The sequence below is a fragment of the Gymnodinialimonas sp. 202GB13-11 genome, assembly GCF_040932485.1.
Taxonomy (GTDB): Bacteria; Pseudomonadota; Alphaproteobacteria; order Rhodobacterales; family Rhodobacteraceae; genus Gymnodinialimonas; species Gymnodinialimonas hymeniacidonis.
Genome location: NZ_JBFRBH010000001.1, coordinates 1,621,266 through 1,640,525, shown reverse-complemented (window position 1 = coordinate 1,640,525; position 19,260 = coordinate 1,621,266). Strand labels below are relative to the sequence as shown.

Genomic DNA, 19,260 nt, shown 5'->3' with positions numbered 1-19,260 from the left:
CTCTTTACCCGCCTGCGCGCGCGCGGGCGTTACCTTCCGGGTGTAACAGTGACACCCTTCCTGTTTCTCAGGCAGTTAACCGCATGTGCCAGTGTCTTCTCAAGACCTGCGCGGGTCGATCTTTAGAACGGAGATTGACCGATGAAGACCGAACAAAAAACGATGACTGAGAAACTGACCGACGCCGTCAAGTGGGTGGCCAAAACGGTGCAGAGCATTGCCAAGGCCTGCGTATGTCACCGCAGCCTTTACGGCCAGCTTTCCGGCTGCCACGGCTTTGCGGCCTGGGCCACCGGCAAGCCCGAGATCTACGTGCCGATGGCTGTGCTCTACGCGGTGATGGCGTTCAGTCAGCACTGAGAGACGCCGGAAATACCCTAACAAAACGTAAACGAAAATGCGTTTACATTGCTAAATCAAATACTTAACCCCCTTGCTCACGCGTGAGCAGGGGGCTTTTCTCACCCAAACGCCGCCTCAGGCCCGTTCGCCGGCACAGCCGACGCCCCGCCATTCGTGACGGCCCATTTGGCGTTGGTTTTGATCCCGCCGAGCGGGAAGAAATGGATGGCCTCGATCAGGCTGTCGGGGTTCTCCGCCTTATGGGCAGCCATGTCCGTCAGGATCTCATTTGGCTCAAACGGCAGCAGCAGCTTGGTCACATCCTTCGCCCGCTTCTGGAGCACTTTCAGCGACGGCCCAACCCCGCAGGCGATGGCGAATTTGATCAGCGTCTGAAGCTTCGCAGGCCCCGCGATCCCCAGATGGATCGGCAGCGTAATGCCCTCCGCCTTCAACCGGTCGGCCCATTCGATCACCGGGCCCGCCTCAAACGCGAACTGCGTGGCCATCGCCATGTCCGCATCCGAGCGCTCACTGAACGCCTGCTTCCAGCACAAGGCCTCCATCACGGCCTCATCGCCACCGTTCGGATCAATGTCACGGTTCCCCTCTGGGTGCCCTGCCACGTGCAGCCGCGTGACGCCCGCTTTGTCGAACAGGCCCGTTTCCATCAGCTGCATGGAGCTGTCGAAATCCCCGTGCGGCTGCGCCACGCCACCGGCCAGCAACAACGCCTGCGTGATGTCAGCCTCGCCCTTGTAGCGCGCGATCCAGTCTTCCAGCGTGGCGGCATCCTTGATGATGCGCGCGGGGAAGTGGGGCATGGGATCGTACCCCTCGGTCCGCAGTCGGGCGGCGGTGGCGACCATGTCCTCGATCGGCGTGCCTTCGATATGGGCGATGTAAACGCGCGTGCCGGCGGGCAGGTAGTTGCGGAAGTCATCCACCTTCTCAGCGGTACGGGGCATGACTTCGATGGAGAAGCCGTCCAGCAACGCCTCCATCTCGGGCGAGGCGACGGTCGGCTCGGACGCAGGGGCGGTCTTGCGGAAATTCAGCAGCGACATGAGTTTCTCCCGAATGCTCAAAGGTCAGGCGACGTTTGCCGGGTCATAGCCCTCGGCATCGATCAGGGTTTTCAGGCGGGCATTGTCATAGGCGGCATCAAGGGCTGCAGCTTCCGTCTTGGCGGCCTCCGCCAGATCGCCCTGCGCCTCGCCCACCACGACACGACGGAACCCGGCGAGGTAGGCATCGTCATCTTTGGCGCCCACCTTCATGGCGGCGCGGTCGATGGCCTGCTCAAACCTTTCGGGCAGAGGGGCTTTCGCGCCGGACCGGCCTTTGCCGATGATGACTTGCGCAGGAATATCGCGCCAGAAGACATGCGTGATGTTGGCCATGGCCGTTCCCTTATTGGTTTGGCAAGGCGACTCGCCCACCGGTTTTGCGCACCATAGGCGCGCCACGGCCCGCCGCTGATCCTGTTTTCGACATCACGCCTTCCCAAAACGACGCACGCCTGTGCCAGACCTTATCTAGCGGTCTGCACCTCCTCAGACGATAGGGGGCTGGCATCGAATTATTCAATATGAACATGAGAGCCACGCGCATCGCCCATTGTTTCAAATCCGTGAACAGGTTACGCTTTCTTCAACCTAGAATTCGAATTGGCGGTGCACCCCATGTCGCGCAAGCGCTCTGGCGGGGACGGCCCGTTCCCCAGACCTGTGGCGCCCGTAACGCCCAAGATTGAACCGGGCGCGATCCCGGCTGTCGAACGACGCCCCGCGGCAACCAAGAAATCGGGTCCCGACCCGGATGATCTCTATGCAGCCCTCGATCTTGGCACGAATTCGTGCCGGATGCTGATCGCGCAGCCCAAGGGCAGCCAATTGCATGTGGTCGACTCGTTCTCCAAATCGGTCCAGCTGGGGCAGGGGCTTGAGGCCTCGGGCCGGTTGGGCCGTGCTTCCATGGCGCGTGCGGTGGGGGCGCTGAAGATCTGCCACAAGAAGTTGCAGAAACACCGCGTGGAACGGGCGCGGCTTGTGGCGACGGAAGCCTGTCGCCGGGCCACGAATGCGTCCGAGTTCATAAACCTTGTGAAGCGAGAGACCGGCCTTCAGCTTGATATCATCGAGCCGGAGGAGGAGGCGCGGCTTGCGGTCGTCTCCTGTGCTCCTTTGGTCTCCACTCGGACCGAGCAATTGCTGGTTGTGGATATTGGCGGCGGGTCGACGGAGCTTGTGTGGATTGACCTGAGCCGGGTGCCAAAGCTGGAACGCCCCAAAGCAATCATGCGGTTGCACCATGGTTTTGATAACGCCGAGGATGTGTTCCCGCGCGCCAAGGTGGTGGATTGGATTTCCATTCCGCTGGGCGTGGCGACGCTGAAAGACATGTATGACGATGTTGCCGATGATGGCGCGCGCTTTGCGTTGATGAGTTGGTATTTTGAGGAGCAGCTGGCCGAGTTTTCGCCTTATGACGATGCCGCCGATCAGGCGCTTGAAGGGTTCCAGATCATCGGAACGTCCGGGACGGTCACAACCGTTGCGGCCTCGCACCTTGGATTGCGCCGGTATGATCGCAACAAGGTCGATGGTTTGCGGATGACCTCGGATCAGATCGACACAGTCATCAACGGATATCTGGCGTTGGGCCCGGAAGGCCGCCGCCGCGATCCGCGCATCGGACGCGACCGGCAGACGCTGATCATGTCGGGTGCTGCGATCTTGCAGGCTCTGCTGCGGGCCTGGCCTACGGATCGGTTGAGCGTGGCCGACCGGGGCCTGCGCGAAGGGTTGCTCTATGCGCAGATGAGCCGCGATGGCGTGCTGGAAGACGGGCCCTATTGAGTGGCTTACAATCCCTCTGATCCAATCACCTCCGAGGCGCAGATCCGCGCCGTGATTGATGGAGTGCACATCGCGCAGCGGCACAAGGTGATCGACCATATCGACGCCCATTGCGCCAACTGGATTGCCCATTCGCCGTTTCTGGTGATGTCCACCGTCGATGCAGAGGGGCGTGTTGATGCCTCCCCCAAGGGCGACCCGGCGGGGTTCGTGAAGGTGGTGGACGATAAGACGCTCGCCATTCCCGACCGGCCGGGCAATCACCTGTTCATGGGCTTCCGCAACATTCTTGAGACGGGACGTATCGGGCTGGTGTTCTTTGTGCCCAACCGCAATGAGGTGGTGCGCGTGAACGGTTCGGCGCAGGTGGTACGGGACGAAGATTTGCGGGAGAGTATGGCGATCAAAGGCCGCGTGCCGGACTTCGCCATTGTCGTCCATGTAGAAGAGGCCTTCTTCCATTGTGGCAAGGCGGTGATTAGATCGGGCCTGTGGACGCCGGATCAGGCAGGGCCGGTCGATGCTCTGCCGACTTACGCACAGGCGATCCACGATCAGGGGAAGCTCGATCAGGTTGACGTGACCCTGGAGGCCGTGGAGAAGCGCCTGAAATTCAATGATGAGAAGCGGCTCTACGATGAGTAGGGCTTGAGAGGCCAAGATGGCAAAGAACACAAGCGGACGGGGGCAGCGGGACCTGAAGGTAAAGGTCAAGACCGCGCGCGGTCGTAAGCTCAGCTCGACCCGTTGGCTGGAACGCCAGTTGAACGATCCTTACGTGGCCCGCGCCAAGCGCGATGGGTATCGCGGAAGGGCGGCCTACAAGATCCTGGAGTTGGACGACAAGTTCCGCTTCCTCGTTCCAGGCGCCCGCGTTGTCGATCTGGGCTGCGCGCCTGGTGGCTGGTGCCAGGTTGCCGCGCGGCGTGTGAACGCGCTGGGCGAGAAATCCGGCAAAGCCGTGGGCCGCATCATCGGTCTGGATTTGCAAGAGATGGAGCCGATTGCGGGGTGTGAGTTGCACCAGCTCGACTTCATGGAAGACGGTGCAGACGACAAGGTAAAGGGCTGGCTCGACGGCAAGGCGGATGTGGTGATGTCAGACATGGCGGCTTCTGCGTCGGGCCATAAGCAAACCGACCACCTGCGCATCATGGCGCTGTGTGAGGCGGCGGCGGAGCTGGCCTTCGATGTGCTGGAGCCGGGTGGTACCTTCGTGGCCAAGGTCCTTGCCGGCGGGGCGGAAGGCTCCCTCCAGCAAACCCTTAAGCAACGCTTCAAGAAGGTCGCCAACGTCAAACCGGGGGCGTCGCGCGCTGACAGTTCCGAGAAATTCGTGGTGGCCACGGGCTTCAAGGGCTAGTGCGCGTCCCTCTTTCATTTTGCCCGAAAAACCTCCGCCGGATGCAGTGCGTCAGGGCGGAGGCGCACAATGCCCGCGGGGCAAATCACACGTAAACCACCAGGCACCCCAAATTTCCCTTGGAAATTTGCACCCGGCGACGCCGAAGGCGGCGCAACCCCTCCGATGAGTGCGCACACCACATTTCGTCCTTGCCCCCCGGTCCACCCCATGGGATAGGGACGTGCCAACCGACACCCTCCAAGGAGACGCGCCAATGGAGATTCGCGAGGCCCTCACTTTTGACGATGTTCTCCTTGTGCCGGGCAAAAGCTCGGTCCTGCCATCGGATGCTGATACGCGCACGCAAGTGACGAAAACCATCGCCCTGAATATCCCGCTGCTGAGCTCCGCGATGGACACGGTGACAGAGGCGCGGATGGCGATTGCCATGGCGCAAGCTGGCGGTATGGGCGTGATCCACCGCAACCTCGACATCGAAGCGCAGGCGCGTGAGGTGCGACGGGTGAAGCGGTTTGAAAGCGGGATCGTCTACAACCCCGTTACGCTGACTGCGGACCAGACTCTCGCTGACGCGAAAGCATTGGCCGAGCGCTATGGGTTTTCAGGTTTCCCGGTTGTTGACGAAAACCGCCGCGTGCTGGGCATTGTGACGAACCGGGACATGCGATTTGCCGAAGATGATGCAACGCCTGTGCGCGTGATGATGACTGCGGATGACTTGGCCGTTTTGCGAGAGCCTGCCGACCGGGATGAGGCGATCAGCCTGATGAAGGCGCGCCGGATCGAGAAGCTGCTGGTCACGGACGCGGACGGCAAGCTGACCGGGCTTCTGACACTGAAGGACACCGAACAGGCCGTGCTGAACCCTCAGGCCTGCAAGGACCCCCTTGGCCGGCTGCGGGTTGCCGCGGCCACGACGGTCGGGGATGCCGGTTTTGAACGGTCCGAGGCGCTGGTCGACGCGGGCTGCGATCTGATCGTGATCGACACAGCCCATGGCCATTCCGAAGGCGTTGCGCATGCGGTTGAGCGGGTAAAGGGTCTGTCGAACGAGGTACAGGTGGTTGCGGGTAATGTCGCTACCGCTGAAGCCACAAAAGCGCTGATTGATGCGGGGGCGGATGCAATCAAGGTCGGAATCGGGCCGGGTTCCATCTGCACGACACGCATCGTGGCAGGTGTCGGCGTGCCGCAACTGACCGCCATTTCGGATTGCGCAAACGAGGCCATCAAGTCCGGCACGCCCGTCATTGCGGATGGCGGTATCAAATTCTCCGGTGATTTCGCGAAGGCCATCGCGGCGGGCGCGCATTGTGCCATGGTTGGCTCGATGATCGCAGGCACTGACGAGAGCCCGGGCGAGGTGATCCTGTTCCAAGGCCGCAGCTACAAATCCTACCGCGGCATGGGAAGCCTTGGCGCCATGGCGCGGGGCTCGGCGGACCGGTATTTCCAGAAGGATGCGGCCAGTGACAAACTGGTGCCTGAGGGGATTGAGGGGCAGGTGCCGTATAAGGGCTCTGCCGGCACGGTGATCCACCAGCTAATTGGCGGTCTGCGGGCGGCCATGGGCTATACCGGCTGCGCGACTGTCGATGAGATGCGTCAGAACTGCAATTTCGTGCGTATCACGGGATCGGGCCTTAAGGAAAGCCATGTGCACGACGTTCAAATCACACGCGAAAGCCCGAATTATCGTGCTGGCTGAACATGTTGCGTCCGGCTTTTAAGGTAATACGTTAACGTGCGACCAGAGGCGCGATATGCGGCGGCCATTGAAGTGCTTGACGCTTGGCAGGATGGAATGGCTGCCGAGCAAGCCCTGACCCGTTGGGCGCGCGGCGCGCGCTATGCCGGGTCGAAAGACCGCGCGGCTGTGCGGGATCATGTCTACGATGTGCTGCGGCGCAAGAACAGTTGCGCGGCTCACGGGGGCGGAGAGACGGGGCGCGCCCTGATCCTCGGGCTGCTCCGATTGGGTGGGGTCGATCCTGCCCTCATATTTTCGGGTGAGGGGCATGCCCCATCTAAGCTAAGCCCGTCTGAGGAGACCGCGCCACGCAATCTGGATATTGAGCCGCTCGACGTAAAAGACTGGATGCTGTTGGAGCTGGACGATCAGCGTATCGAAGATCAGCGTACGTTGTTGGCTGCGATGACCTCGCGCGCGGAGGTCTGGTTGCGCGTCAACACACGCAAAGCCTCTCCCGCGGTTTCCATTGACATGCTGCAAAGCGAAGGTGTGCTGTGCGAGCCTCATGGGAACTTGCCTGCGGCTCTACGTGTTACCGATGGTGCACGTCGTGTGCGGCACACGCAGGCTTATTCCGAGGGGCTTGTAGAGGTTCAGGACCTCTCCCCCCAAATGGCCATCGCGCGGCTGGATCTGCCCCAGACAGGCCGGGTGCTGGATTATTGCGCAGGTGGGGGCGGAAAGGCGTTGGCCATCGCTGCTGGAACTGAGGCCTCCATATTTGCCCATGACGCGATCCCTCGGCGTATGGCTGATCTGCCGGCGCGCGCCACACGGGCAGGGGTAAGCATCGAACAGATTGCCCCGTCAGATCTGGGAAACCACGCTCCCTACGATCTTGTCGTGACGGATGTGCCCTGCTCAGGCAGTGGCACATGGCGGCGTGACCCGGAGGTGAAGTGGCGACTGACCCCGGAAAGACTCGCTGAGCTGGTCGCAGTGCAAGCGGGCATACTGGACGAAGCTGCGGCGCTAGTCGCCGCAAACGGTCAACTCGTCTACATGACCTGTTCGTTGTTCCGGGCCGAAAACGATGCCCAAATCGACGGCTTCTTGGCGCGGCGCCCAGGCTGGATTTGCACCGCACGCCATTTCGATACTCCGTTGACGGCCTCGGACGGATTTTTCTCCGCCGTTTTGGCGCGTAAGACAGACTCGCCAGACGCCTGATTTTCGCGCATTCTTAAATCAATCTTAACCATTTTGGCGGAGTGCTATGGCGCAAGAGGACCCTGTGGCGTCAGGGACCCGTTCAAATGTACGGCGAGGGCAGCCATTGACCGATCAGGCCGCAGATCCCGGCTTTTCCCAAGGGGCAGGAATCCGCCCTTTCGCGCAGCCTATCATCCTGCTTGTGCTTGGCCTTGTCGCTGGCGTTGCCACGTTTTTCGCGCCTGGACCTGAGCTGAGGTTCGGGCTTTTGGCCGCGACAGGGGGATGCCTTGTTGCGGCCGTTTTGGTGGCGTTGCGGGATTTATGGCGGATCCGCCAGGTGCGCTCCTCTATCAAGGCTGCGTTTGATCTAATGGAACATGATCCCTCGCCTTGCTTTTGCACGACCGAGGATGGCGCGATCCTCATGCAGAATGCGGCTGCGGATCGACGCTTTGGCGACCGTAAGGGCACATCCATGTCCCGGGCCATCGCGGGCGCGCTGCCGAACGCCGCAGCTGTCGTTTTCCGTCAGGAAACGGCCATTGGGCGCAGGCCGTCCTCCCATGAAATTGTGGTGACACCACGCGGAACGGTGCGTTTGGCGGCCCACCGGATGCAGGGCGGTGTGATCTGGCGGCTGGATGATCTGGCCGATGCCCATGCGCGTCAGGGTGAAACGATCGGTCTTCCAATGATGGTCGTCAGCCACAATGACACGGTTCTTTCCATGAATGCGGCCATGCGCGACGTGCTAGGGCGGCGCGCCACCACGTTAGAGGATGTTTTTCCCGAGCAGCCACTTGTAGCAGGGCGGCGGTCGTCCCTGTCGGGCGTCGACGGACGGATCGAGGTTATCCCGATTGTGGTCCCGGCCAAAGACGGGCGGCGCGAAATCTATGCCGTCCCCGGCCTGTCCGAGCCGCCCGCCGCATCCGTCGCGGCGCGCGCGTTTGAATCGCTGCCCGTTGCCCTGCTTCATATCGGCGCAGAGGGTGAGGTTCTCGCATCAAACCAGCATGCGCAAAGCTTGCTTGGGATCCCCTCTGATTCAAGCGGGATGCTCTCGCAGTTCGTGGAAAATCTCGGCCGGCCCGTCGATGATTGGGTCGCCGATACATTGGCAGAACGCATTCCAAACCGCGCGGAAGTGGCGCGCGCCAAGCGCCGCAAGGATGAGACGTTCCTGCAGATTTCGCTCAGCCGGATTGTTGACGGAACAGGTCCGTCACTGCTGGCGGTTCTGCACGACGCGACAGAGCTCAAGACCCTTGAACAGCAATTCGTGCAAAGTCAAAAGATGCAGGCGATTGGTGAGCTTGCCGGTGGTGTGGCCCATGATTTCAACAACTTGCTGACCGCGATTACAGGCCATTGTGACCTGCTTTTGCTACGCCATGACCAGGGCGATCAGGACTATGCAGACCTTGTTCAGATCAACCAGAACGCCAATCGTGCGGCCTCGCTTGTCGGGCAGCTATTGGCTTTCTCGCGCAAGCAGACGTTGGAACCTGAAGTTATTGATCTGCGCGACTCCATTGGCGAATTGACCCACCTCCTCAACCGTTTGGTGGGGGAGCGGATCACGCTGAGGCTTTCGAATGATCCGGGGCTGGAGCCCATCCGCGCCGACCGTCGGCAATTAGATCAGGTGCTTATGAACCTTGTCGTCAACGCCCGCGACGCAATGCCAGACGGTGGCGAGGTGCGGGTTGAGACACGCATGGTGCACCTGTCAGAAATGATGAAGCGGGATCAGGCGGTTGTGCCGCCTGGGTCTTACGTGACCATACGGGTCCGTGACCAGGGCAGCGGCATTCCGGCTGACAAACTCAACCGCATTTTCGAGCCGTTTTTCACGACGAAAAGAACGGGTGAAGGCACCGGCCTTGGCCTTTCGATGGCCTACGGGATCATCAAGCAAACCGGCGGCTATATTTTTGTCGACAGCGTCGTTGGCGCAGGGACAACCTTCACGATCTACATCCCCGCCCATGTCACCGGCAACGACGAACAAGACACTGCCACCGCCCTTGAAGTGCCCGCGAATGCTGGCAACAGCCTGACCGATGAGTCGCGGCCGGGCGTGGTCATGTTGGTTGAGGATGAGGCCCCGGTGCGCGCCTTCGCCTCTCGCGCGCTGCGATTGCGCGGCTATACCGTGATCGAGGCGGGCAGCGCCGAGGAGGCACTTGAAACACTGACGGACCAAAGCCTTGAGATTGATCTGTTCGTCACCGACGTGATCATGCCGGGCCTTGATGGGCCAACCTGGGTACGCGAGGCGCTGAAAGATCGGCCAGATACGAAAGTGATTTTCGTCTCAGGCTATGCAGAGGATGCGCTTGAGGGCAGTGAGGATGGCATTCCGGGCTCCGTGTTCCTGCCCAAACCGTTTTCTCTGACAGACCTGACGGAGACGGTTCGCCGTCAGTTACACTAGCGGCCAAGCGCCTGAACATGCTCCCAAAGTGCGAATTCCTGCGGCGCCTCGTCCTGGAGGCGTTGCAGAACGCGGGGGCTGAGATCTGTGGCTTGATTGGGCGAAACGTTGCTGCGCCCGACATCCAGTTTCGCCTTCACGCGCCCCTCAAGAAAGCGCACCGCCTCGTCCAGCTTGGCATGGCTGAAGAGATGGTCGACCCCGAGGGAGCCGTCCTCCTCGGTCACGAACCGGGATTGGCGGCCGACTTTCGCAAAGGCCGGGGGATCGTCTTCCAGCCATGCCTCGACAAATGCATCGAAGCTGACGCCTTGGGTGGAATTCGCGCTGCCCGCAATCGCGTCGCGGGCGCGGTACCGATACCAGCTTGAGAGCCAGCCGACCGGTTCGCGGACCACGGCCATAAGCTCTAGCTGACGCTGCCCACGCTGCTCAAAGAACTTCTGCAACTGATTGCGATAGCGTTTCACTGTGCAGTGCTTTTGCTGCGGGGGATTGAGAATCGCCGAGTCGGCGTAGGGCATCAGCGCTTCTTCTAGCGCGGTGGTCCCCGTTTTCGGAACCGCAAGCAGCACCAAACGGGCTTTCCAAAACACCAACATCTCGCGCCTCAAGTTTTTTTGGCCACCGTAACCGATTGTTAACGTCTCAAGTCGAAAGATCACAGCGCATAAGATTTAACTTGAATTGTTCTCGTTTTGTTTGCTAGTAAATATGCGAACAAGAGGTGAACAAAGAGCATGCCGGATTTCAGGGGATAACCCCGACCGGCCCCATTGCCGCCACGCCCCGCGGCATGACATAAGGACGAAACTCCATGGCAACGGCGAACCTTCTCGACATGACTGACCGTATCTCGGCCGACAAGCAAAAGGCCCTCGACAGTGCATTGGCCCAGATCGAACGGCAGTTCGGCAAAGGCTCTATCATGAAACTGGGTGGTGAAAACGCCATTCAGGAAATCGACTCGACCTCGACCGGCTCGCTTGGCCTCGACATCGCGTTGGGGATCGGTGGCATCCCGAAGGGTCGCATCGTTGAAATCTATGGTCCGGAAAGCTCGGGCAAGACGACGCTCACGCTGCATTGCGTGGCCGAGGAGCAGAAAAAGGGCGGTGTGTGTGCGTTCGTGGACGCTGAACACGCCCTTGATCCGCAATATGCCAAGAAGCTTGGCGTGAACCTTGACGAGCTGCTGATTTCGCAGCCCGACACCGGTGAGCAGGCTTTGGAGATTGTCGATACGCTGGTCCGTTCTGGCGCCGTCAGCATGGTTATCGTCGACTCGGTTGCGGCGCTGACGCCGAAGTCCGAGCTTGAAGGTGACATGGGCGACAGTTCCGTGGGTGTGCATGCCCGCCTAATGTCTCAGGCGATGCGCAAGCTGACCGGTTCTATCAACCGCTCGGGCTGCACCGTGATCTTCATCAACCAGATCCGCATGAAAATCGGCGTCATGTTCGGCTCGCCCGAGACGACGACGGGCGGTAACGCGCTGAAGTTCTATTCTTCCGTCCGTCTCGATATCCGCCGCATCGGCGCGCTGAAGGACCGTGATGAGGTTGTCGGCAACGCGACACGCGTGAAAGTTGTTAAGAACAAGGTCGCCCCGCCGTTCAAGCAGGTTGAATTCGACATCATGTATGGCGAAGGCATCTCCAAAATGGGCGAACTGCTCGATCTGGGTGTGAAGGCTGGCGTCGTGGAAAAATCCGGCAGCTGGTTCAGCTACGGCGATGAACGCATCGGGCAGGGGCGTGAAAACGCGAAGTCGTTCCTCAAGGAAAACACTGACATCGCCTTGCAGATCGAAGACAAGATCCGCGCCGCCCACGGCCTCGATTTCGAGATGGAGCGTGAAGGCGACGAGGATATCCTCGACGACGACGAATAAAGCGCCACGATCCGAGGGTGCAGGGGGCGGTCCATCGGGCCGCCCTTTTTCGTTTGGTCCTGTGGACAGACCCAAGCCACGGGGATACATCGGCCTTTGCACCTCAGCCACGGACGCACGCCCATGACCAGCCTGAACGATATCCGCTCGACCTTCCTCGACTACTTCGCGCGCCAGGGGCACGAGGTTGTGCCTTCCAGCCCGCTGGTCCCGCGCAACGACCCGACGCTGATGTTCGTCAATTCCGGCATGGTGCAGTTCAAGAACCTCTTCACCGGGGTGGAACGCCGCGACTATGTCCGCGCCACGACGTCGCAGAAATGCGTGCGCGCCGGGGGCAAGCACAACGACCTCGACAATGTGGGCTACACCGCACGCCACCATACGTTCTTTGAAATGCTGGGGAATTTCAGCTTTGGTGACTACTTCAAGGACGACGCCATCCCCTTCGCGTGGGAACTGATCACCAAGGATTTCGGAATCGACAAGTCGAAGCTGTCCACGACCGTCTGGCATGAGGATGACGAGGCGTTCGAGCTTTGGAAGAAGGTCGGCGTGCCGGAAGACCGGATCATTCGCATCGCGACGTCCGACAACTTCTGGCAGATGGGGCCGACCGGGCCGTGCGGGCCGTGTACCGAGATTTTCTATGACCATGGCGACCACATCTGGGGCGGCCCCCCGGGTTCGCCGGAAGAGGACGGCGACCGGTTCATCGAGATCTGGAACATCGTTTTCATGCAGAACGAGCAATTCGCCGATGGCTCCATGGTGCCGTTGGAAATGCAGTCAATCGACACCGGCATGGGGCTGGAGCGGATTGGGGCGTTGCTGCAAGGCTCGCACGACAACTACGACACCGACACGATGCGGTCGCTGATGGAGGCGTCAGCCAACGCGTCGTCGACCGATATCGATGGCGACCAGAACGTGCATCACCGCGTGATCGCCGATCACCTCCGCTCAACCTCTTTCCTGATCGCCGATGGCGTGATGCCGTCCAATGACGGGCGCGGCTACGTCCTTCGCCGGATCATGCGCCGCGCCATGCGTCACGCGCATCTTCTGGGCGCGAAAGACCCGTTGATGTATCGGCTTGTGCCCGCACTGGTCAGCCAGATGGGGCAGGCCTACCCGGAACTGGGACAAGCGCAGGCGCTGATCACCGAGACGCTGAAGCTGGAAGAAGAACGCTTCCGTCAGACGCTCGACCGTGGCTTGAAGCTGCTGGATGATGAGCTTGGCAATTTGCCCGAAGGCAGCGACCTGCCCGGTGAGGCAGCTTTCAAACTCTACGATACCTATGGCTTCCCCCTCGACCTGACGCAGGACGCGTTGCGCGAGAAGGGGCGTGGTGTGGATACCGACGGCTTTGACGCCGCGATGGAAGAGCAGAAGGCCAAGGCGCGGGCGGCTTGGTCAGGCTCGGGTGATGCGGCGGACGCGACGATCTGGTTCGACATCGCGGAAGAACACGGCGTGACGGAATTCCTCGGCTATGACACCGAAGTGGCCGAAGGGCAAATCCTTGCGCTTGTCAGCGACGGTGCGACGGTCGATGCGGCCAAGGGCGACGTCACCGTGGTCCTGAACCAGACGCCGTTTTATGCCGAATCCGGCGGTCAGATTGGCGACACGGGCGTCATTAAGACAGAGACCGGGACTGTCACCGTGACGGACACCCGCAAGGTCGCGGGCGTCTTTCTGCACATCGGCACGGTCAGCGATGGTGAGGTAAAGGCCGGGCAGGGGGCGGAACTCGCCGTCGACCACGCCCGCCGGTCTGCCATCCGGGCGAACCACTCCGCGACGCATCTGTTGCACGAGGCCCTGCGCGAACGGCTTGGCGACCACGTGGCTCAGCGAGGCTCGTTGAATGCGGCAGACAGGCTGCGGTTCGACTTCTCGCATAACCACGCCCTGACGCTGGAGGACCTTGCCGAGATCGAACGCGAGGTGAACCACTTCATTCGCCAGAACGAAGCGGTGGAGACCCGGATCATGACGCCCGACGACGCGCGCGCCATAGGGGCGCAGGCGCTGTTTGGTGAAAAGTACGGCGATGAGGTCCGCGTTGTCTCCATGGGCCGGGCCGACACCGGCAAGGGGATCAACGGCGATACCTGGTCGCTGGAGCTTTGCGGCGGCACCCATGTTTCGCGCACGGGTGAGATCGGGGCGTTTGTGACGCTTGGCGACTCTGCGTCCTCCGCCGGTGTCCGCCGGATCGAAGCGTTGACGGGGCAGGCGGCCCACGACTATCTGCGCGGGCAGGACCATCTGCTGGCGGAGACGGCGAACACACTGAAGGCGCAGGCCTCGGACGTGCCGGAGCGGGTGAAAGCCCTGATGGACGAGCGCAAGAAGCTAGAAAACGAAGTGGCCCAATTGCGGCGTGAGCTTGCCATGGCGGGTGGCGCAAGCGCGCCGGAAGCCAATGAAATCAACGGCATCGCCTTCCATGCTCAAGCGCTGTCTGGCGTCACGGGTAAGGACCTTGCGGGGATCATCGACGAACACAAAGCGCGCCTTGGTTCCGGTGCTGTCCTGCTCATTGCAGATGCGGGCGGCAAAGCGGCTGTGGCCGCTGGTGTGACCGATGACCTGACAGACAAGATCAGTGCCGTGGACCTTGTCCGCGCCGCAACCCCTGTACTTGGCGGCAAGGGCGGCGGTGGCCGGCCCGACTTCGCGCAGGGCGGCGGGGCCGATGCCTCCAAAGCCGACGACGCCATTGCGGCTGCCAAAGCCGTCATTGAAGGAGCCTGAACAATGCCCCAAGCCTATTGGATCGCCCACGTCACCGTCACCGATGAAGAGGCTTACGCGAAATACGCGGCGCTTGCGACCAAGGCCATCGAAGCCCACGGCGGCAAGTTCCTCGCCCGTGGTGGCACGGCCATCCAGAAAGAGGGCCGCGCCCATCCGCGCAACGTGGTCAGCATTTTCCCCAGCCTTGATGCGGCCAATGCCTGCTACGAATCTGAGACCTATCAAGAGGCGCTCAGCCATGCGAAAGGGGCCTCGGAACGCGATCTTGTGCTGGTCGAAGCCGTCGAGTGACTTGACCCGCGCCACCGCGCCCTAGCTTGCGATACAAAGCGTTAACAAGGGCAGGGCATGAGCGCACCAATCCTCTACTGGGTCCGTCGGGACCTGCGTCTTTCGGACAATCCGGCGCTGGTGGCCGCCTGCGCGGCCGGTGGCCCCGTTATCCCTGTGTTCATTTGCGACGAGGTGGTGGAAAGCCACGGCGCTGCCCCGAAATGGCGGCTGGGTCTGGGCGTTGAGGCCTTCGCCAAAGCACTGGAAGAAGCCGGATGCAAGCTGATCCTGCGGCGCGGTGATGCGTTTCCGGTTTTGCAAAAGCTGATTGAGGACACGGGCGCGAAGGCTGTGCACTGGAACCGCCTTTATGACCCCGACAGTCGCAAACGCGACGAAGGCGTTAAGGCCGGGCTAAAGGACGACGGGATCGAAGCCTTCAGCCACAACGGCCATATCCTGTTTGAGCCCTGGACGGTCGAGACCGGCGGCGGGGCCTACTACAAGGTCTACACGCCGTTCTGGAAAAACGTGCGCTCCCGCGATCCGGGGGAAGCGTTGAGCGCGCCGAAAATCCCGGCACCGGGCAGCTGGCCCGCCTCCGACGACATCGCCGACTGGCAACTTGGTGCCGCAATGAACCGGGGCGCCGATATCGTGGCGGAGCATCTGAACGTCGGCGAACCGGCTGCCCGGGCGCGGCTGGCCAATTTCATCGGCCACGGGATCGACGATTATTCCGACGCGCGTGACAACCTCGCCAAGAATGGCACATCGCTTCTGTCCGAGAACCTCGCCTATGGCGAAATCAGCGCGCGGGCCTGCTGGTGGGCCGGTCAACGCGCGATGGAAGAGGGCAAGCAGGGGGCCGAAACCTTCTTGAAAGAAGTCGTCTGGCGCGACTTTGCCTATCACCTCGTCTACCACACACCCCGCATCACCTCCGGCAACTGGCGTGAGGAATGGGATGCCTTCCCGTGGAACACCGATGAACGCAAGGCCGAGGTGAAAGCTTGGAAGCAGGGGCGCACAGGCATGGCCATCGTCGATGCCGCGATGCGTGAGATGTATGTGACCGGCCGCATGCACAACCGCGCACGGATGTTGGTGGCCTCCTACCTGACCAAGCACCTGATGTGTCATTGGCAGATCGGTCTGGATTGGTTTGAAGAATGCCTTGTGGATTGGGACCCGGCCTCCAACGCGATGGGCTGGCAGTGGTCGGCGGGCTCCGGCCCCGACGCGACACCCTATTTCCGCGTCTTCAACCCCGAAACGCAGGCCGAAAAGTTCGACAAGAATGGCCGCTACCGGATGCGCTGGTTGGCCGAAATCACGAACCAGCCGCCGGAAACGGCCACAAGCTATTTCGACGCGATCCCTCGCTCATGGAACATGTCGCCGGGCGATGGATACCCGGATAAGCCGATCGTTGACGCCGCCGAGGGGCGCAAACGGGCGCTTCATGCGTATGAGAACCGAAACTTCTGACATGAACGTGTCGTGGATACCTTACACTGACAAACGATGGGGGCTTGCCCCGCATCGCCGCGCCTACCAAAACTGGCGCGGGACAAAGGGAAGAAAATGACCGCACTCACATCACTTGAGGGGCAGCGCGATCTGCCGCGCTACTTCAAAGCCGTGTTCGACCAGGCGCAGAATCTGGAACATGGGCGGATTGATTTTCGCCTGCCCGACGGGCGCGTGTTCCGCGTGGAAGGGGACAAGCCCGGCCCGGTGGGAGAGCTCAACATCCACAACGTCGATATCTTCGCCCGCCTGATCCGCGAAGGGGACCTGGGCTTTTGCGATGCCTACCTTGATGAATGGTGGTCCACGCCCGATCTGCAGGCGTTTCTTGATGTCGTCCATGCCGATAATGATGAGGTCTATGACGGCTTCCTTGGCATGGGTCTGATCCGCGCCTACGAGAAGTTCCGCTTTTGGTTGCAGTCCAACACCAAGCGGCAGGCGAAAAAGAACATCTCGGCCCATTATGATCTGGGCAATGATTTTTATGCGCTTTGGCTTGATGACACGATGACCTATTCCAGTGCGCTGTTTGAGACCGGGCAGGAGAGCTTGGAGGCCGCGCAGATCGCGAAATACAAACAGATGGTTGATGAAATGGGCGCGCAGCCGGGCGAGCATGTGCTCGAGATCGGCTGTGGCTGGGGCGGCTTCGCTGAATACGCCGCGAAGGAGCGCGGGTTGAAGGTGACGGGCCTTACGATCTCCAAGGAACAGCACGATTACGCGGTCAAACGCATCGCGGATGCGGGTTTGAGCGACCGGGTGGAGATCAAACTGCAAGATTACCGTGACGAAACTGGCACATATGACGGCATCGCCTCAATCGAGATGTTCGAGGCTGTGGGCGAGAAATACTGGCCCACATACTTCAATGTCGTCCGTGACCGCCTCAAGCCCGGCAAGAACGCGACCCTTCAGATCATCACCGTGCAGGACAAGCGGTGGGAAGTATACCGCAAGGGCGTTGATTTCATTCAGAAATACATCTTCCCTGGCGGCATGCTGCCCGCGCCAAAGGTGCTGAAAGAGCAGGTCGAAAAGGCTGGTCTGAGCGTCCACAATTCCATCGAATTTGGCGAAAGTTACAGCCAGACCTGCCGCCGGTGGCACGAAACCTTCAACGAAAAATGGGACCAGATCGCCGCCATGGGCTTTGATGATCGGTTCCGGAGAATGTGGAATTTTTACCTGACCTCTTGCGCCGCGACGTTCCATTTCGGAAATTGTGACGTAACGCAGATAACGGTTCGAAAACCGGCATAAGCAAAGAGGACGGGCGGTCCCATGCCCACAGGCTCAAAACTCGTCGGCGCAGTCCTGTTTTTCGCAGTAGGCTGGTATGCGGCGTTGCAGGTGATCCCAACCTTTCCCGAAGGCACCTCGATGCGGTTCTTTCCGTTGACGATTGCGCTGATCGGTCTGGTCAACGGCTGGATGGTGATGGGCGCGCGCGCCGGTGACGGTATGCGCGCGGCAGTGGCCAACGGGCTGCGCACCTCGCTCCAGATCGCCTTCTTTGGTCTTTTGCTGTTCTCGCTTCGCCAGATGTTCCTGCGTTCGGCTGATCTGCGCTACAGCGGGTTTGGAGAGGCCATCGGTGACGCGATGAGCCAATTTATTGAGTATTTTGTTCAGTCCATGACCATCGAGATCTGGGGTGTTTTGTTTGTTGGCGGGATCGTTGGCGGTTTGCTGACGGAATGGGCCGCGAGAGCCTGGCGGTAAGTATGTCTCCGATATTTTTGTTTGGCGCGCTTTGCCACCAACCGCTGCTGGATGTGGTGGCGGGCGTCGAATTGCGTATGGAAGCCGCTGCGTTGCGCGGCTACCGGGCGGCGTGGGTGAAGGGCAAATCCTGGCCGATGCTGGAAAAGCAGGCCGATGGATTGGCCGAGGGTGCGCTGATCCTGCCCGAGCCGCGCATTCTGAACCGTCTGGATTTTTACGAGGCCTGTTTCGCCTACACGCGCAGCAAAGTTCAGGTTGTGTGGGACGGGGCCGAGATCGAGGCGGAGGCTTGGTTCCCGCCAGAGGACACGGCGCAGGAACCCGGCGAGGATTGGTCACTTGCGCTTTGGGCCCGCCAATGGGGCGAAGTTCAGTGCGTAGCGGCCGCAGAGGTCATGCGTCAGATGGGTATCGTGGCCCCCGATCAGGTGGGCGGGCGTTTTCCGATTATCCGTGCCCGCGCCGATGCATTTGTCCGCGCCAGCCGCTGGCGCAGACCGGGCCATGTTGGCGCAAAGATGCCGGGCGATCAAATCGTTCATCATGGCACCCACCACGCCTATGACGGCTTCTTCAACGCAGAGGAGATGCAGGCCAGCCATCCCCGTTTTGACGGTGGGGTGAATGGACCGTTGAAGCGGTCCGTGTTTCGGGTGGCCGATGCCGTCACCGTTCTGCCCTATGACCCGGTGCGCGACCGCATCCTTCTGGTGCAGCAATTCCGCTTTGGCGCCTATGCCCATGGCGACGCGAACCCATGGCTGTTGGAACCTATCGCTGGCATGATCGATGCAGGCGAAACGCCAGAAACAGCGGCGCGGCGCGAGGCACGGGAAGAGGCGAACCTGACCCTTGGGGACCTGCATTTCGTCGGGCGCTATTATCCATCCCCCGGTGGCGTGGCGCAGGTTTTGTTCTCTTACCTCGCGATTGCCGATCTGCCAGACAGCATTGCGGGTCTTGGCGGCCATGCTGACGAGAATGAAGATATTCTCAGCCATCTTGTGCCCTATGACATGGCGCGCAAGTTGTTGGCCGAAGGGGATATGGCCGATGCGGCGCAGATCGTGACTATGCAATACCTGATGCTGCATCGTGATCGGCTGCGCGCGACCGTGCGCCTTGGATAGACGGCGCGGG

Annotated in this window: 17 protein-coding genes; 14 read left to right on the top strand and 3 right to left on the bottom strand. The window is 60.9% G+C overall.

All coding sequences use genetic code 11. The features are described from left to right. The first annotated feature begins 141 nt into the window (after positions 1-141). Positions 142-360, top strand: a complete 219-nt coding sequence (locus tag V8J81_RS08140) for a hypothetical protein (protein WP_368475251.1) — start codon at positions 142-144, stop codon at positions 358-360. Positions 361-461: 101 nt separating this feature from the next. Here V8J81_RS08140 and V8J81_RS08135 read toward each other — a convergent pair whose 3' ends face one another. Beyond that, complete coding sequence (locus V8J81_RS08135) at positions 462-1,409, bottom strand: methylenetetrahydrofolate reductase (protein WP_368475250.1); 948 nt, start codon at positions 1,407-1,409, stop codon at positions 462-464. Positions 1,410-1,433: 24 nt separating this feature from the next. Beyond that, the gene (locus V8J81_RS08130; protein WP_368475249.1) at positions 1,434-1,745 is read right to left on the bottom strand and encodes a virulence factor; all 312 of its coding nucleotides are present in this window, start codon (positions 1,743-1,745) and stop codon (positions 1,434-1,436) included. A 282-nt stretch (positions 1,746-2,027) separates the two neighbouring features. Between V8J81_RS08130 and V8J81_RS08125 the strand changes: the two genes are divergently transcribed. From V8J81_RS08125 to V8J81_RS08100, 6 genes are all read left to right on the top strand, one after another. Further along, a complete protein-coding gene (locus tag V8J81_RS08125) occupies positions 2,028-3,203 on the top strand; it encodes a Ppx/GppA phosphatase family protein (protein WP_368475248.1) in 1,176 nt (391 codons plus the stop codon). Next, positions 3,204-3,848: a pyridoxamine 5'-phosphate oxidase family protein gene (locus tag V8J81_RS08120; RefSeq protein ID WP_368475247.1), complete on the top strand. Its 645-nt coding sequence runs from the start codon at positions 3,204-3,206 to the stop codon at positions 3,846-3,848. 16 nt (positions 3,849-3,864) lie between these two features. Further along, entirely contained in the window at positions 3,865-4,566 is a 702-nt protein-coding gene (locus tag V8J81_RS08115; protein ID WP_368475246.1) for an RlmE family RNA methyltransferase, read from the top strand. Positions 4,567-4,822: 256 nt separating this feature from the next. Then, positions 4,823-6,277, top strand: a complete 1,455-nt coding sequence (gene guaB, locus V8J81_RS08110) for an IMP dehydrogenase (RefSeq protein WP_368475245.1) — start codon at positions 4,823-4,825, stop codon at positions 6,275-6,277. Positions 6,278-6,313: 36 nt separating this feature from the next. Continuing rightward, positions 6,314-7,492 carry an RsmB/NOP family class I SAM-dependent RNA methyltransferase gene (locus tag V8J81_RS08105; protein WP_368475244.1) on the top strand — a complete coding sequence of 393 codons (1,179 nt, stop codon included), beginning with the start codon at positions 6,314-6,316 and terminating at the stop codon, positions 7,490-7,492. A 106-nt stretch (positions 7,493-7,598) separates the two neighbouring features. After that, positions 7,599-9,917: an ATP-binding protein gene (locus tag V8J81_RS08100; RefSeq protein WP_368475243.1), complete on the top strand. Its 2,319-nt coding sequence runs from the start codon at positions 7,599-7,601 to the stop codon at positions 9,915-9,917. On the opposite strand, the gene V8J81_RS08095 is transcribed toward V8J81_RS08100, so the two are convergent. Then, complete coding sequence (locus V8J81_RS08095) at positions 9,914-10,441, bottom strand: gamma-glutamyl kinase (protein ID WP_368475242.1); 528 nt, start codon at positions 10,439-10,441, stop codon at positions 9,914-9,916. The genes V8J81_RS08100 and V8J81_RS08095 overlap by 4 nt on opposite strands. A 293-nt stretch (positions 10,442-10,734) precedes the next feature. On the opposite strand from V8J81_RS08095, the gene recA reads away from it, so the two are divergent. The 7 genes from recA to V8J81_RS08060 all read left to right on the top strand — a co-directional run bounded on the left by recA (position 10,735) and on the right by V8J81_RS08060 (position 19,250). Further along, positions 10,735-11,811 (top strand): recombinase RecA, encoded by a 1,077-nt coding sequence (gene recA, locus V8J81_RS08090; RefSeq protein WP_368475241.1) that lies wholly within the window; start codon positions 10,735-10,737, stop codon positions 11,809-11,811. A 123-nt stretch (positions 11,812-11,934) separates the two neighbouring features. Further along, entirely contained in the window at positions 11,935-14,580 is a 2,646-nt protein-coding gene (alaS, locus tag V8J81_RS08085; protein WP_368475240.1) for an alanine--tRNA ligase, read from the top strand. A gap of 3 nt (positions 14,581-14,583) precedes the next feature. Further along, positions 14,584-14,874 carry a DUF1330 domain-containing protein gene (locus V8J81_RS08080; protein WP_368475239.1) on the top strand — a complete coding sequence of 97 codons (291 nt, stop codon included), beginning with the start codon at positions 14,584-14,586 and terminating at the stop codon, positions 14,872-14,874. 57 nt (positions 14,875-14,931) lie between these two features. Beyond that, positions 14,932-16,347: a cryptochrome/photolyase family protein gene (locus tag V8J81_RS08075; protein WP_368475238.1), complete on the top strand. Its 1,416-nt coding sequence runs from the start codon at positions 14,932-14,934 to the stop codon at positions 16,345-16,347. A gap of 96 nt (positions 16,348-16,443) precedes the next feature. Next, complete coding sequence (locus V8J81_RS08070) at positions 16,444-17,655, top strand: class I SAM-dependent methyltransferase (RefSeq protein WP_368475237.1); 1,212 nt, start codon at positions 16,444-16,446, stop codon at positions 17,653-17,655. Positions 17,656-17,676: 21 nt separating this feature from the next. Then, a complete protein-coding gene (locus tag V8J81_RS08065; protein ID WP_368475236.1) occupies positions 17,677-18,117 on the top strand; it encodes a TrgA family protein in 441 nt (146 codons plus the stop codon). A 2-nt stretch (positions 18,118-18,119) separates the two neighbouring features. Further along, positions 18,120-19,250 (top strand): NUDIX domain-containing protein, encoded by a 1,131-nt coding sequence (locus tag V8J81_RS08060; protein ID WP_368475235.1) that lies wholly within the window; start codon positions 18,120-18,122, stop codon positions 19,248-19,250. Positions 19,251-19,260 lie beyond the last annotated feature (10 nt).

What these genes read in the sequence shown, in the direction of transcription:
- V8J81_RS08140 (WP_368475251.1), top strand. Translation starts at nt 142, where the DNA reads ATGAAGACCGAACAAAAAACGATGACTGAGAAACTGACCGACGCCGTC.
- V8J81_RS08135 (WP_368475250.1), bottom strand. Translation starts at nt 1,409, where the DNA reads ATGTCGCTGCTGAATTTCCGCAAGACCGCCCCTGCGTCCGAGCCGACC.
- V8J81_RS08130 (WP_368475249.1), bottom strand. Translation starts at nt 1,745, where the DNA reads ATGGCCAACATCACGCATGTCTTCTGGCGCGATATTCCTGCGCAAGTC.
- V8J81_RS08125 (WP_368475248.1), top strand. Translation starts at nt 2,028, where the DNA reads ATGTCGCGCAAGCGCTCTGGCGGGGACGGCCCGTTCCCCAGACCTGTG.
- V8J81_RS08115 (WP_368475246.1), top strand. Translation starts at nt 3,865, where the DNA reads ATGGCAAAGAACACAAGCGGACGGGGGCAGCGGGACCTGAAGGTAAAG.
- guaB (WP_368475245.1), top strand. Translation starts at nt 4,823, where the DNA reads ATGGAGATTCGCGAGGCCCTCACTTTTGACGATGTTCTCCTTGTGCCG.
- V8J81_RS08095 (WP_368475242.1), bottom strand. Translation starts at nt 10,441, where the DNA reads ATGCCCTACGCCGACTCGGCGATTCTCAATCCCCCGCAGCAAAAGCAC.
- recA (WP_368475241.1), top strand. Translation starts at nt 10,735, where the DNA reads ATGGCAACGGCGAACCTTCTCGACATGACTGACCGTATCTCGGCCGAC.
- alaS (WP_368475240.1), top strand. Translation starts at nt 11,935, where the DNA reads ATGACCAGCCTGAACGATATCCGCTCGACCTTCCTCGACTACTTCGCG.
- V8J81_RS08080 (WP_368475239.1), top strand. Translation starts at nt 14,584, where the DNA reads ATGCCCCAAGCCTATTGGATCGCCCACGTCACCGTCACCGATGAAGAG.
- V8J81_RS08075 (WP_368475238.1), top strand. Translation starts at nt 14,932, where the DNA reads ATGAGCGCACCAATCCTCTACTGGGTCCGTCGGGACCTGCGTCTTTCG.
- V8J81_RS08070 (WP_368475237.1), top strand. Translation starts at nt 16,444, where the DNA reads ATGACCGCACTCACATCACTTGAGGGGCAGCGCGATCTGCCGCGCTAC.
- V8J81_RS08065 (WP_368475236.1), top strand. Translation starts at nt 17,677, where the DNA reads ATGCCCACAGGCTCAAAACTCGTCGGCGCAGTCCTGTTTTTCGCAGTA.
- V8J81_RS08060 (WP_368475235.1), top strand. Translation starts at nt 18,120, where the DNA reads ATGTCTCCGATATTTTTGTTTGGCGCGCTTTGCCACCAACCGCTGCTG.